Source organism: Fructilactobacillus sp. X8R1C1, assembly GCF_059900945.1.
On sequence record NZ_JBWXVH010000001.1, the window covers coordinates 272752 to 286871 of the forward strand.

The 14120-nt window shown below is 37.3% G+C and carries 13 protein-coding genes and 1 other annotated feature; of the genes, 1 reads left to right on the forward strand and 12 read right to left on the reverse strand.

Annotation, left to right across the window (positions count from 1 at the left end; all coding sequences use genetic code 11):
* Positions 1 to 13: 13 nt before the first annotated feature.
* From AC6UD1_RS01445 to AC6UD1_RS01470, 6 genes are all read right to left on the reverse strand, one after another.
* Entirely contained in the window at positions 14 to 976 is a 963-nt protein-coding gene (locus tag AC6UD1_RS01445) for an ROK family glucokinase (protein WP_500693686.1), read from the reverse strand.
* Position 977: 1 nt separating this feature from the next.
* On the reverse strand, positions 978 to 1205 hold the full coding sequence (locus tag AC6UD1_RS01450; RefSeq protein ID WP_010021549.1) for a YqgQ family protein: 228 nt from the start codon (positions 1203 to 1205) through the stop codon (positions 978 to 980).
* 36 nt (positions 1206 to 1241) lie between these two features.
* Positions 1242 to 1916: a rhomboid family intramembrane serine protease gene (locus tag AC6UD1_RS01455; RefSeq protein WP_500693685.1), complete on the reverse strand. Its 675-nt coding sequence runs from the start codon at positions 1914 to 1916 to the stop codon at positions 1242 to 1244.
* A 10-nt stretch (positions 1917 to 1926) separates the two neighbouring features.
* Positions 1927 to 2460 carry a 5-formyltetrahydrofolate cyclo-ligase gene (locus tag AC6UD1_RS01460; RefSeq protein ID WP_500707130.1) on the reverse strand — a complete coding sequence of 178 codons (534 nt, stop codon included), beginning with the start codon at positions 2458 to 2460 and terminating at the stop codon, positions 1927 to 1929.
* A gap of 55 nt (positions 2461 to 2515) precedes the next feature.
* Positions 2516 to 2665: a 50S ribosomal protein L33 gene (rpmG, locus tag AC6UD1_RS01465; RefSeq protein ID WP_500693683.1), complete on the reverse strand. Its 150-nt coding sequence runs from the start codon at positions 2663 to 2665 to the stop codon at positions 2516 to 2518.
* A gap of 122 nt (positions 2666 to 2787) precedes the next feature.
* Positions 2788 to 4851, reverse strand: a complete 2064-nt coding sequence (locus AC6UD1_RS01470) for a peptidoglycan D,D-transpeptidase FtsI family protein (protein ID WP_500696738.1) — start codon at positions 4849 to 4851, stop codon at positions 2788 to 2790.
* A 147-nt stretch (positions 4852 to 4998) separates the two neighbouring features.
* Between AC6UD1_RS01470 and AC6UD1_RS01475 the strand changes: the two genes are divergently transcribed.
* A complete protein-coding gene (locus tag AC6UD1_RS01475) occupies positions 4999 to 7638 on the forward strand; it encodes a YfhO family protein (protein ID WP_500707131.1) in 2640 nt (879 codons plus the stop codon).
* Positions 7639 to 7683: 45 nt separating this feature from the next.
* On the opposite strand, the gene greA is transcribed toward AC6UD1_RS01475, so the two are convergent.
* The 6 genes from greA to AC6UD1_RS01505 form a co-directional block, all read right to left on the reverse strand.
* Positions 7684 to 8160 carry a transcription elongation factor GreA gene (gene greA / locus AC6UD1_RS01480; RefSeq protein WP_500693680.1) on the reverse strand — a complete coding sequence of 159 codons (477 nt, stop codon included), beginning with the start codon at positions 8158 to 8160 and terminating at the stop codon, positions 7684 to 7686.
* Between the two features lie 63 nt (positions 8161 to 8223).
* Positions 8224 to 8898 carry a uridine kinase gene (gene udk / locus AC6UD1_RS01485; protein WP_500696780.1) on the reverse strand — a complete coding sequence of 225 codons (675 nt, stop codon included), beginning with the start codon at positions 8896 to 8898 and terminating at the stop codon, positions 8224 to 8226.
* A gap of 12 nt (positions 8899 to 8910) precedes the next feature.
* Entirely contained in the window at positions 8911 to 10038 is a 1128-nt protein-coding gene (gene mltG / locus AC6UD1_RS01490; protein WP_500707132.1) for an endolytic transglycosylase MltG, read from the reverse strand.
* 13 nt (positions 10039 to 10051) lie between these two features.
* A complete protein-coding gene (gene pheT, locus AC6UD1_RS01495) occupies positions 10052 to 12463 on the reverse strand; it encodes a phenylalanine--tRNA ligase subunit beta (protein ID WP_500707133.1) in 2412 nt (803 codons plus the stop codon).
* Positions 12464 to 12477: 14 nt separating this feature from the next.
* A complete protein-coding gene (pheS, locus tag AC6UD1_RS01500; RefSeq protein ID WP_500695707.1) occupies positions 12478 to 13515 on the reverse strand; it encodes a phenylalanine--tRNA ligase subunit alpha in 1038 nt (345 codons plus the stop codon).
* 37 nt (positions 13516 to 13552) lie between these two features.
* Positions 13553 to 13748: a binding site (T-box leader), on the reverse strand.
* A gap of 29 nt (positions 13749 to 13777) precedes the next feature.
* Positions 13778 to 14116 carry a winged helix-turn-helix transcriptional regulator gene (locus AC6UD1_RS01505; protein ID WP_500693676.1) on the reverse strand — a complete coding sequence of 113 codons (339 nt, stop codon included), beginning with the start codon at positions 14114 to 14116 and terminating at the stop codon, positions 13778 to 13780.
* Positions 14117 to 14120: the final 4 nt, after the last annotated feature.

Sequence of the window (14120 nt, forward strand, 5' to 3'; positions counted from 1 at the left end):
CTCTCCAATACTTTTATCTAAATTGTAATGCTAACGAAGCTGCACCAATTACCCCAGCATCATTACCCAACTGAGCTAATTTAACTTTAGTTGAATCTCTAATTGATGGAAAGGCATTTTCCTGGAAATATCTAGTAGTTGGTTGAAGCAAAGTGTTTCCAGCATTCGAAACTCCACCACCGATAATGATACTTGCTGGGTTCAAAGTATTCCCAATATCAGATAAGGCTAATCCAAGGTAAAAACAAATCTTATCCACAACCTGATTAGCAAAAATGTCGCCATTATCTGCTAGGTAAAAAACCATTTTTGAAGTGATTTTTTCATCAGTATTTTCGAGATCCTTTAACCGTGAATGTCCCTTAAAATCTTTAGACATATCCTTAGCTACGTGAACAATTCCAGTTGCTGAAGCGTACTGTTCTAAGCAACCCCTTTTGCCACAGGTACAAAGGTAACCATTTGGTTGAACAGCAATGTGTCCAACTTCACCTGCTCCACCATTAACACCATGAAGGAGTTTACCGTTAGCAATTACTCCACCACCAACTCCAGTTCCTAACGTAACAAAGACTACGTCGTCTTCAGTACTACCTGCACCCTTCCAGTATTCACCTAAGGAAGCCACATTGGCATCATTGTCTAATTGAAATGGTAATCCAACCCCATTCTGAATCAATTCTCGAACTGGTTGTTCATCCTTCCAGTTAAGGTTAAAAGCTTCGGAAACTGTCCCCTTTTCACGGTTTACAGTTCCTGGTGTTCCCATTCCAATTCCAACAAAATCATTAATGGTTTTGTCAGAATCCTCGATATGTTTGTTGATTGACTTAACAATGTTCTCAACGATGTGAGCGCCCTTATCACTAGTATCAGTGAGTACTCTCCATTTATCAAGAACCTCACCATTTTCGTCCAAAAAAGCCATTTTAGTAGTGGTACCACCTAAGTCAATCCCAATCAAATTCTTTGCCATTCTATAGACCTCCCGTCTCATTTTTAGATTTTAAGTTTTTTTCTTCAATCCTGTGTTCACGTGTTAATACTAGTTTTGCGGATGTAAACTCTCGATCACTAACTACATGAGCATCATGAAGATGGTCGAGTTCTAAGGCCATTACTTCAATATCCCAAAGTCGTTTACCGACATATACATATATTCCAAATTTTTTTAACAGTTGTTGAACATCATATAGAGTTGTCATTTTAATCATCATCCTAAATTAACTATGTACAACGTGTCAACGAACAGAACCTAAATAGTACATTATTATTATACCAATAATTAAAGCGGTTGCATAAAATAATCTCATAATTTTATCTAAATTGATATTGTGCTTTAATCCTACAACAAAACTAATCAGGTAACCACCAATGAATCCGCCAATATGACCAAAAATATCAATACCAGGCGTAAAGATATCAAATACAAGGTTAATTACTACAAAAAGAATAAACGTCTTTGCAGTACTTCTGACAAATGAATCACCACGATACTGAAAAGCAATCATCAAAAAGGCACCGAATAATCCAAAAATAGCGGTACTGGATCCTGCTGAAATTCCGCTTCCAAACGCGAAGCTCATTAAATTTCCACAAAATCCTGCAACCATAAAAATGACAAAATATCTTAAATGACCAACGATTGGTTCAATTAATTTCCCCAAATAGTATAAGGTGATTCCATTAATTAAAATATGTTGAAAACCAATATGAACAAAAATGGGAGTAATTAGGCGCCACCACTGACCATCTTTTACTAAGGGGTTATATTGCGCACCAAACTTTAGTAGATTAACGGTGTTCTCTGAGCCACCACTTAAAGTCATCATTAAGTATACAACTACCATGATGAACAGTAATAAGTACGTTACCCAGGGATAATTATTGACTCTTTTAAGTTTTTGTTTGATCATCTTAAATCCTCTAAAAAATAATCCGATCCAATCTAACGTCAAATGGATCTGGCTTCCAATTTAACTCAGAAACGATTTGTGCTTTTTGGGCCAGTGAAACCTTATAGCCGTCAAATCGAGATAAATAACGATCATAAAATCCCGCACCATAACCAATTCTCTGATTACTATAAGGATTAAAAGCAACTCCTGGAACCACTATCAAATCAATCAAATTACTGATGATCGTCTTTCCATTAACGGGCTCCCAGATCCCAAACTTAGTCTTTTGAAACTTTAAAGTATGGCTAAGCTCAACAAACTCCATCTGATGCTTAGGAAGTGTATGAGGAACCACCACCTTTTTCCCATCATTTAAAGCCGCAAAAATTATGGGAGCTGTAGGAATCTCAATGGCGGTATTCATGGTTGTGGCAACCACCTTGGCGTTCTGCCATTCTTGAAGGTCAAAGAGCGCTTCATACAACCCATAAAAGAATTGATCCGATGGCTTAGCATTTTTCATTCTTTTTAAAACCAATTCTCTAACTTTATTTTTATTCATTTACATCACCCATTAATTTTATAATAAAAAAGATTTTGGGTAAAAACCCAAAATCTTATTTTGTTTCGCGATGTAAAGTAACTTTTCTATCACGTGGGCAATACTTTTCTAATTCTAAGCGATCGGGATTATTTCTACGACTCTTAGTTGATAAGTAATTGCGTTCGTGGCATTCAGTACATTCCAAAGTGATATGAACACGCATGTCAAATACCTCCAAACATATTCGTTTTTTATAACTAATTCAACAATCATAATATTAACATCTTTAGCACTATATATCCAGTCTCATTTAAAGAACGTTAAGTAATTTTACTTAACAGTATTTTATGGCTTATTCTGAACATCATCCCAGTATGCTTGATAAATTTGTTTAGCAAGATTCAAGTTATTACTTTCAGCGTCAACCGGAAGATTAGGAATGGCTAATGCGACCACTACCTGTGGATCCTTTGATGGTGCATAGGAAGCCAAACTCAGAGTAACAGTTGGTTTTCCATTGTAAAATGTTTGGGCAGTACCCGTCTTAGCAGATACTTCGGGAGATAGGCTTGACAAATCTCCACCGGTTTTATATTTATTGGTACCATGAACTACTTGATACAATCCCTGGGTAACAACGTTTCGTTCTTGTTGTGTCATTGGAATTTCATTTAACACCGTTGGCATCGTCGTATTCTGAACAGCTCCAAGTTGTCCGTTCTTGGTATTGGTTGATCTTACATTTTGAACCACATGTGGCTTCAAACGATATCCGCCATTAGCAATGGTGGACATGTATTGGGCTAATTGAATCGTAGTGTACGAATCATAGTTACCAAATGATTCATCCAAAGATTTCCCAATATTAGCAAACGTTGATGGTCCTTGAATGCCAGCAGTTTCACCCGGTAGATCAATCCCAGTCTTAACACCTAAACCAAATTGATTGAAGTAGTTTCGTTCGATGTTAAAAATGTTGGGACTCATGTTAAGTGATCCTCCCGCTTTATACCTGAAGCCCCCTTCTTTCATAGCAAGTTGCATCATGTAAGAGTTAGAGGAAACCTCTAGAGCACCCTGGGCGTTAACCGGCATATTGGCCTCACCATTTTTGTTAAACCAAGAACTCTTTTTAGCTCCACCAATATCAATTGGCATATCTTCCATTGTACTGTTATTCGGTGTAATAACCTTATCCATTAGGGCACCTGAAACCATCGCACCTTTAACAACCGATCCCATTACAATGGCACTGTTGATGGTTCCTAATTCGTTTGGTGTTACTTTACCAGTCTTAGGATCACGGTTAACACCAGCCATTCCAATTACCGCACCGGTCTTTGGGTTCATAACAACGGCATAAGCTCCCGTTGAATCACCAACGCCACCAGACTCTGCACCCTTAACCAAATCTTGGAGTTTATTTTGAAACTTAGAGTTAATGGACAACTGAAGATTCTGGCCCCGTTGGCCTGGATACTTCTTAACTTCTTTAACAATCTTGTTATCCCCTCCAACTTTAACCTCGGTCTGGGATTTAGAGCCACGTAAAATTGGTTCATATTGTTGTTCCAAATTACTTTGTCCAACTGAATCATTTCTTGAATACCCTTCAGCTAAAAGTTCATTAACCCGATCAGAAGGTAACCCAGTTTTACTGGATGAAACATTTCCAACAATACTTTGAATCTCATTTCCAGATGGATAATCACGAGACCAACTTGTTCCAACCTGAACTCCAGGCATTTCAGAAGCATGTTCACCGACTTCAGCAATTTCTTTGTTACTTACACCATCAGTTTTAATGTTGGTAGTTGATAATTGATAAGCCCCACTCATTTCAGTAAAAATAGCAGCTGCGTTCTTCATTTGAGGGGTAACCTTTACAATTTTCCCATTCTGGATCATATCTAAAGCCTTATTGTAGGCTGCTTGTGGCGCTAACTTTGTTCCATTAGGAACTTCCTTAGTAGCGTTTGTAAGGTTAGTCTTATCGGCCAAGTAGTATTCACCAATCTGCTTTTTAGTAAGCCCTTTAGTTGGGAGGGTGATGTAACTCCCAAGTTTATTGGCATCATTATAAATCTCCTGGGGCATTACGCTTAATCCTTTAGTATAGGTGATGGCCCGATGAGTTTTGTTACCAACTAAAACTTTCCCGGTTGAGTCATAGATCATCCCACGCGGAACATTACCATACTTAACTGAATTATCGCTCTGATTAACATCAGATTTATAAACTGATCCTTGAAAAATCTGCATGTATGCTAGTCGAAATACTAAAACTGCAAACAATATTCCAACAATTGCGAAGATAAAATTCAGTCGAAATGGAATTTTGGAATTACCGTTTCGCCGGCTTGAATCCCGACTCCTTCTTCTAAATAACCGATCAAAAAAGTTTCTCACGATGCTAACGCTCCTTAACTAATTAATAACTCGAATTCATCACTTATGGCGCTTTTCTTAATTTATATATGATACTCTATTTATTAGAAAAACGACAAATCTAATCTTATTATAATTCATTGCTTTATAAATTAATGAGGTAATTAAATGCTTAACCAAAAAATAAAAAAGAGCCTACCTAAAAACTTCGCATTAATCCTAAGCTTTTTAATACCACTAGTTATTATGGCATTATACGCAGCATATCGCAATATGGCACCCTTCGGAAATAATACGATTCTAACGGTTGATTTAGGACAACAGTACATTGATTTTTTTGCATATTTTAGAAGAGCCATCTTGCACCATCCTTCATCAATTCTTTATTCGTTTTCTAACGGACTAGGGAATGAAATGATCGGGACTTGGGCTTACTATCTAATGAGTCCATTAAACCTTATCTTACTCTTTTTTAATAATGCATCTCTCCCATCAGGGATTCTCATCCTATTACTTTTAAAGATTGGCTTATCTGGTTTGACCTTTACCATTCTAGTTCGCAAACTTCATCTTACTAATTCTTCACTCATACTGTCATCATTTGCAACTGCATATGCATTAAATGGTTGGATGATTGCAAATAACCTAAATATCATTTGGCTCGATGCCATGATTTTACTTCCTTTAATTGTGCTTGGTTTAGTTAAACTCTTAAAAAACAACCAAAAACTACTTTTCATTACATCATATACCGCTATGTTGATCATTAACTATTATATGGCATACATGATTACGATTTTTATCGTAGCACTAACTATCTACTATTTAGCCATCCATGTTTCAAATATCAAAGATATGTTTGTTGGATTTTTGCGACTAGTCGCAAATGGATTAATTTCGGTGGGGTTAGCTGCTTTCATTCTTCTGCCCACCATTTATTCACTGATTAACTCCAAGGGCCAGGGATTTTCTGATAAATTGAAATTTAAATTTGAATATCCAATGCTTGACTTAGTAACTAAATTTGCTCCTGGTGCTTTTAATTTTGACCAAATGCCCAAGGGCTTACCAAACCTTTTTATTTCAGAAACGATTTTGGTACTATTTTTGTTCTTTTTTGTTAATAAAACCTTTTCCAAAAGAACTCGAGTTTTAACTTTGGTAATGACCATCTTTTTACTGCTTTCAACGTGTTTTCAGCCACTCGACTTATTTTGGCACGCATTTCAGTTTCCAATCTGGTACCCCTACCGTTTTTCGTTTGTAATATGTTTCTGGTTCATCATGGTCGCACTAGTTAGTTTGGCTCACATTCAGGCAATTAGTTTTAAGCAAATTGGAACGTGGCTCATAATTTTATTGCTTGCACTAATGGTCGCTTATACCACCATTAGAATGCCTCAATATAACTACCTTAAATGGTTCACAATTGTGATTGAGGGACTTATGATTTTAGCCGCCATCATCGTTTTATTAACCCACTTCCGGAATGAAAAATGGTTTAATTTGGGTGTTTTTTCACTAATTGTCTTTGGGATTACCATTAATCTTATTCTCTCTTTAAATAACATCTCATACTTAAGTAACTCAGAATACCGTGGTTACGTAAATAAATTAGATCATGTCACAACTTACCTGAAACATCATTCTTTAGATGGCCCATATCGAATCAGCAAGGACTTTTCCCGAACTAAAAATGACCCCTTTAACTTTAATTTTTATGGTGCCTCCCTATTTTCATCAGTCATGAATCCTAAAATGTCTGATCTAATTGGAAAGATTGGCCAGCCAAATGGCGATGGTGTAATTGAATATTCCAGTGGGACCATGGTTTCAGATGCACTGCTCTCAATGAAATACCATCTGGCTCGTCCCTACACAGCTTCAGTTGACGTTCCAGGTATTAGAGAATTCCCAGAACGATATGACCAAAACTCATACAAAAACATGGGATCATCTGAGGGATTTTCAGTATACGAAAATCAGTATGCGTTACCAATGATGTTTAGAGCCAGTGACCAATCAATCCACAAAAATGCTGCCAGTCCAGATCCCATTCAATACCAAACACAGCTATGGTCAAATCTAACGGGAGACAACCAAGTCCAAAGTAACCTCTTTTCGAGCATTAACTTCAATCACGTTAGATATAACAACGTAACCAAACACAATCAACTTACTGGCACCATCTTCAACAAAGTCAACGTCTTACAGCCGGCCTCTCTTGATCTCACGTTTAAGCCAAAAACTAATGACTCTTACTATTTGACGATGGGAACAGCGTTAAATAACGGTAACTGTGATTTGTCAGTTGATGGTAACCAACTGTCACTTAGTCCTGAATCTAATTCGATTAAGGTCATTAACATTGCCAATAACGCAAAAAACAAAAAGATTAAAGTAAAAATCAGCTTGAAAAAGTCATCACTTTGGTTAGAAAACTTTACTTTATACCAGCTAAATAATTCTTTATTTAAGCAAACCGATCGAAAACTTCAATCGGGAACCAAAAAAATATCCAGCCCAAACGCACGAACGGTAAAGGCTGATATAAAGACAAACGGTTCTAATTCAGTAATTGCTTCAAGTATCCCATACTCGAAAGGCTGGAGTGCCCAAATAAACGGAAAGAAACATTCAATCACGAAATGGGATCATTACTTCATTGCACTTAAAACTGGAAAAGGAATGAAGCACATTCAGCTTTCATATTGGCCACCATTCTTAAATATGGGAATAATCATTAGTGCTTTGACACTTCTCACCTTAATTTTAAGAAGTTGGTTTAAAAAAAGATATAATAAATAGGGCAATCGTCACTTGAGACGATTGCCCTATTTTAAATTAAAATTATTATTTAACTGATAATATCTTGACATGCATTACGCCAGCAGGAATATCAATATCAACGTTTTCCCCTACTTTATGGCCAAGCAAAGCCTGTGCAATTGGAGAATCATTCGAGATTTTTCCACTCATCGGGTCAGCTTCAGCAGCTCCGACAATTGTAAATGTCTCTGGCTCTTCATCAGGTAGTTCCTTAAACTGAATTTCTTTTCCAACGGTCACTTCATCTTCGTCGGTCTCTTCCTTATCAACCACTTGAGCATATTGTAGCATGTGCTCTACCGTAGCAATTCTGCTCTCTAACATACTTTGTTCGTTTTTGGCAGATTCGTATTCAGAATTTTCAGATAAATCGCCGTAACTTCTAGCGACTTTGATTCGATCAACAATCTTTGGTCTTTGATTGACCTTTAAATCTTTTAATTCAGTTTCGAGCTTTTCTTTCCCCTCTTCAGTCATCGGGTACATTTCATCTTCAGCCATTCTTACACCTCACTATTTTATTCAAAATTAAAATACCATTTAAATTAAAGTTTGGCAACTTAATTATATTGTCGTATCAATTGCATTACTAATCGGATCGTCACCAATGTCATTTAAAATTGATTGAATTTTAGTAACTAGTAAGTCAATTGCTACTTGATTTTTGCCACCCTCAGGAATAATTATATCAGCATATCGTTTCGTGGGTTCAACAAATTGGAGATGCATGGGGCGAACGGTTGCTAAATATTGTTGAATTACCGAATCAAGCGTTCTACCACGTTCTTTGGTATCCCGCTCAATCCGCCTAATGACGCGAATATCAGCATCAGTATCTACATAAACTTTAATATCCATTAGGTCCCGGAGCCTTTTATCATCAAGGATTAGAATCCCTTCAACAATAATTACATCACGTGGTTCTTGAGTGACAGTTTCACCACTCCGGGTAAATTTGGAATAATCATAAACCGGTTTCTCAATTGATTCATAGTTTAACAGCTGCTTCAATTGCTTAACCATTAAATCAGTGTCAAAAGCAAGCGGATGATCGTAGTTAACCTGTCTTCTTTCGTCCATCGTCATATTGGATTGATCCTTATAGTAAGAATCTTGCTGCAAGATTGCAATTGAATGTCCCAGCAAACGATTCAAGATTGACCTACTTACCGTAGTTTTGCCACTACTAGAACCTCCAGTAACTCCAATAATTACAGGTCTTTTTTTGCTTTTCACTATTTTAATCCTCCACTATCGATCCATATGAGTTTTAATGTTATTTTGCTGTTCTTTTAAGGTTTTAGCGTAATAAATCTTTTTAGTTTTCGGATCGGCCAAGAAATATAAATATCCTTTAGACATATCAGTTGGATATAGCACAGCTTGGACTGAGCTTACCGAAGGGTTATCAAATGGTCCAGGACCAAACCCTTTATTAACATAAAGATTATATTTGGAATTAACCATTAAATCACGTTTTGAAAGTGTCTTTGAGTTTTTATGAAGTGCATACAAAACAGCCACATCCGATTGAAGTGGCATCTTTTTATCAATGCGATTTCTTAACACACCAGCCATCTTATTACGATCATTTTGACTTACACCTTCACGTTCAATCAAAGATGCTAACGTTAAAGTTTGCTGAACCGTCAGCTTTTGCTCTTTCATTCTTTGATAATATGGACCATACATTTGATTGCTTTTAGCGAGCATTAAACTGACCATCATCTTTAACGACGAATGTTTAGGGACGGGATATGTCGCTGGATAAAGGTATCCTTCAAAAAGATAACGGGTCCCCTTGGCATCTTTAGCGGACCCCAGTAATTCTGGATAATCCTTGGTCATTTCATCAAAGAAATTACGATTCTTCATCAGGGAAATAAATTCTGCCCTAGAAAAATCGGTATTTTTAGCCACAATATCCGCAATTTGGTCGATGTTAGCTCCTTCTGGAACGGTAACTTTACTATCAGTGCTTTGAATGGGTTCGAAACTTCCACCCTTTTGTAAACTCTTGGCAATCGTATCTAGGGACATTGACGGCTTTAATTGATAATATCCTGACTTAAAACTAGTGATGTTGTGTGATTTTACATAGTAATTAAATACCATCCCACTTTTAACTACTTCTGACTTCTGTAAGATTGCCCCAATCTTTTTGGTGGAAGCGCCTCTTGGAATGTTAACTTGAGTCACTTCATTATCATGAGGATCCAGTGGTTGAAGTGAAGTTTTAAAATAGTGATGTCCAAATAACGCAATTGCAATTACTAAAATTACAATAATTGCAATCACGGAATAAATAATTTTCTTCCCAAATGAACTAGTTTTAATTTTGGAAATAAAACCACCCAAATGACTTTTTCTCTCACTCATTATGAATCCACCCTTATCTAATCTCAGCGCTTAATTCAGTGGTCAAACGTTTTTGTATTTTATCAACCGCTTTATCAACAATGTCGTCTTTCAAAGTGGCGTTAGGATCTTCAAAAATCAATGAATAGGCAATTGATTTTTTGCCTTCAGGCACATTTTGCCCCTGATATACGTCAAACACAGTAGCATTTTGTAAGTAGGCCCCACCTCTTCTAATAATTACATTATATATGTCCTCATTAGTAATGGTACGATCCACTAACATAGCAATATCACGATGAATAGCAGGGTACTGACCAACCTTTTGGTATTGTTGTCCAGACTTAGGAGCCACATTTAAATAATCAAGGTCAAGTTCAAAAACATAGGTTTCTTTAATCTTAAATTGTTTAGCGACTTCTGGATGAACTTCTCCCACAAAACCGATGATGTGATCATCTAGTTTAACAAGCGCTGTTCTACCTGGATGCATTTCGAGAATTTTATCAGTCGCAACATAAGTAACGTCACCCTTTAAGGAAAGACTTTCTAAGTATTTTTCAAGAATTCCCTTAATTTGATAAAAATCAACTGACTTAGCTTTCTGGTCCCAGCTTGGAGCAACTAACGATCCAGAAATGGCACCAGCAATATGTTCCACTTCGTCTGGTCTTATCTGATCAGGAGTTTGCTTATAAAAAACACGACCTTGCTCATAAAGTGGCACATTAAGCACGTTTCGAGCCTGGTTATATGCCACATCATCCAATAATCCTGAAATTAAATTCATACGTAAAACGGCATGATCTTCTGTCATTGGCCACTGCAAATTAGTCTCATGACTACCATTTACCATAAACATCTTTGCCTTGGCTTTTGTAGTTAACGAGTATGACATAGCATGCGTTAATCCAAGTCCCTCAAGTGTTTCTCTAGATTTTCGAATCATTAATTGCTTTGGTGTTAGTCCACCTTCAGTCGTTTGAGTGATTGGTAATGTTGACGGAATATTGTCATATCCATAGATTCTGGCAACCTCTTCAATTAAGTCAGCATCAATTTGAATGTCCCAACATCTAGTAGGAACCGTGACCGTCAGATCGTCTCCAGATGCCTCAACTGAGAAACCTAGACGTTTAAAGATTGAAATGATTTCCTCGTTACTAAGATTAGTCCCAAGAACGTGATTAATGTGAGAAGTTGAAATTGAAATCACTCGTGGCTTAACCTCAACATCACTCCCACTAACAACCCCTTGTTGAGATTGACCAAGAGCTAAATCTTGGGTCATTCCCGAAGCATACTCAAGTGCTTGTTCAACGTTTCCGTGGTCAATTCCCCGTTCAAAGCGTTGTGAGGCATCCGTGTGTAAGAGCTGTTTTTGTGCCATCTTCCTGGTTTTAACCGGATCAAAAACTCCTGCCTCCAATAAAATATTCTTAGTGCCAGACGTAACTTCCGAATTTTTTCCACCCATTAGTCCTGCTAAAGCAATTGGCTGGTCAGCCGCAACAACAACATCCGTGTCGGTTAATTTACGGTCATTGCCATCTAGAGTCGTAATTGACTCACCATCTTTAGCATTTCTAACCTCAACCTTATTAGTTTTTAATTTGTCAAGATCATAGGCATGCATTGGCTGTCCAACCTTAGTCATAACAAAATTAGTAATATCAACGACATTATTGATTGGTTTAATGCCTGAATTCCATAATTTAATTTGAAGCCAAAGTGGACTAGGCTTCACGTTTACGCCCTTAACAACTTTAAGCTTATAAATTGGCGCTAAATTAGTATCAGCCTTTGCTGAAACAAATTCCTCGCTGTCGTGTGTTCCAGTTGGAGCACTAGCATGTTCGATGAAGTCAACCGACTCATTAAATACCGCCCCCAAATCATAAGCAGTTCCACGAACACTTAACATGTCTCCACGATTAGGAGTGACGTCCAAATCAATTAACGATTCATTCATTCCCAAATAGTTATAAACCTCGTCACCAATTCGGGCATTATCTGGTAAGAAATAGATTCCGTCTTTCCATTCATCAGGTACCAATGACTTATCAAACCCGATCTCATCTAAGGCACAGAGCATACCGTTTGATTCAACTCCACGCATCTTGGACTTCTTAATTTTAACGTTATTGGCAATTCGCGCTCCAGATAAAGCAACAATAACCTTTTTGCCTACCTGAACGTTTGGCGCACCACAAACAATCTGAATCGGTTCTTGTTCGCCGACATCGATCTGCGTAATGTGAAGGTGATCTGCATCGGGGTGATCCTTAATGGACAAGATTTTTCCAACCACGATTTTCTTTAATCCATCACTCCGCTTAAAAACGGAGTCAACTTCAACTGACGTTTTTTCAATTTTGTTAGCTAGTTCTTTTGGAGAAAGCTTAATTTGAACGTAGTCTTTCAACCATTCATAAGATATCAGCAAATTTATTTCCTCCCTTAATCAAATTGTGACAAGAAACGTAGATCATTAAGATAAAAGTCTCGAATATCGTCTACTCCGTATTTCAGCATGGCAAATCGGTCGGGACCCACCCCAAAGGCAAATCCACCATATACACTACTGTCTACTCCAGCCATTTTTAAAACGTTAGGATGAACCATTCCTGCCCCAAGGACCTCAATCCAACCAGTATTTTTACATACATCGCAACCCTTTCCATTACAATTAAAACAGGTAATGTCTGCTTCAACTGATGGCTCGGTAAACGGAAAGTAACTTGGTCTGAGACGGACTTTAAATTTATCCCCAAACAATTTGTGTGTCATTACCTCAAGAGTTCCCTTTAAATCGGCCATCGTAATGTGCTTATCAATCACAATTCCCTCTACCTGATGAAATTGGTGAGAATGAGTTGGATCATCAGTATCACGTCTATAAACTACGCCCGGGGAAACCATCTTTAAGGGGCCTTTAGAAAAATCATGTTTTTGAAGTGCTCGTGCCTGCATCGGTGAGGTATGAGTTCTCATTAAAATATCCTTGGTAATATAAAAAGTATCCTGCATGTCTCTTGCGGGATGGTTCTTCGGCAGATTCATCATTTCAAAATTATAAACTTCCTCTTCTACTTCAGGACCCGAAAGAACCTGGTAGCCCATTCCAATAAAAATATCATCAATTTCATCAATAATTTGTTGGATAACATGAGGATGCCCCTTTGGAACCGAGTCACCTGGTAGGGTGACATCAATCTTTTCATCCTTTAACTTTTGGTTTAGAGCGGCTTGATCTAATTCCAATCTTTTGGAATCAATCTTTTTTGAAAGTTCGTCTCTAACTTTATTCGCCAAGCTACCAATCTTTGGTCTTTCTTCGACTGGAAGTGATGATATTCCATGAAGGGCTTTAGTAATTGAGCCCTTTTTTCCTAAAAGTTTCACCTTTAAATCATTTAAAGCTTTACTATCACTAGTAGCCTCAATATCCTGCAACCCACTGGATTTAATTTGTTCTAAATCTTCTTTTAAAGCCATACTAACCTCCAATTCCATAAAAAAAGCTCCATCCCAAAAAAGGGACGAAGCATCGCGTTACCACCCAAATTCACACCAAAGTGTGCACTTATAATGATGAATAACGACATCGACCGAACATTTTAATATTCAATGCTAACATCAAAAAGCGAATTCAACCGTAACGTCCAATTTCAGCTAACATGAACTCTCTGTGTTCGTCGGTCTACTACTTCTTTTATCATTGTATTTAAATAAATATTATAGCAATTTTTATCACTGGTCAAGCATGATCAGGATCACACCACTTGTCAGACCATCCATGAACCGCCTTCATAATCGGACGAAGTTCTTCACCCTTAGAAGTTAACTGATAATAAACCACTCCAGAGTTCTTATCAGCTTGTCTTTTTACGATTCCCACTTTAGCCAACTCTTTTAAGCGTTCGGTCAATACACGATCACTACATTCCTCAACTTTATTGGCTAATTCGCGAAATCGAAGTGGTCCGGCTAATAAAAATGATTCAATGATTAAACCGTTCCATTTTTTCCCTAGAATTTGAAACGCCACTTGAAATTTAGGACACAAATGAATGATTTCTTTATCAGTTAAATCCATTCTC

Bases quoted from the DNA above. Each gene is read 5' to 3' on its own strand.
- AC6UD1_RS01445 (WP_500693686.1), bottom strand. From the start codon at position 976: ATGGCAAAGAATTTGATTGGGATTGACTTAGGTGGTACCACTACTAAA.
- AC6UD1_RS01450 (WP_010021549.1), bottom strand. From the start codon at position 1,205: ATGACAACTCTATATGATGTTCAACAACTGTTAAAAAAATTTGGAATA.
- AC6UD1_RS01455 (WP_500693685.1), bottom strand. From the start codon at position 1,916: ATGATCAAACAAAAACTTAAAAGAGTCAATAATTATCCCTGGGTAACG.
- AC6UD1_RS01460 (WP_500707130.1), bottom strand. From the start codon at position 2,460: ATGAATAAAAATAAAGTTAGAGAATTGGTTTTAAAAAGAATGAAAAAT.
- rpmG (WP_500693683.1), bottom strand. From the start codon at position 2,665: ATGCGTGTTCATATCACTTTGGAATGTACTGAATGCCACGAACGCAAT.
- AC6UD1_RS01475 (WP_500707131.1), top strand. From the start codon at position 4,999: ATGCTTAACCAAAAAATAAAAAAGAGCCTACCTAAAAACTTCGCATTA.
- greA (WP_500693680.1), bottom strand. From the start codon at position 8,160: ATGGCTGAAGATGAAATGTACCCGATGACTGAAGAGGGGAAAGAAAAG.
- mltG (WP_500707132.1), bottom strand. From the start codon at position 10,038: ATGAGTGAGAGAAAAAGTCATTTGGGTGGTTTTATTTCCAAAATTAAA.
- pheS (WP_500695707.1), bottom strand. From the start codon at position 13,515: ATGGCTTTAAAAGAAGATTTAGAACAAATTAAATCCAGTGGGTTGCAG.
- AC6UD1_RS01505 (WP_500693676.1), bottom strand. From the start codon at position 14,116: ATGGATTTAACTGATAAAGAAATCATTCATTTGTGTCCTAAATTTCAA.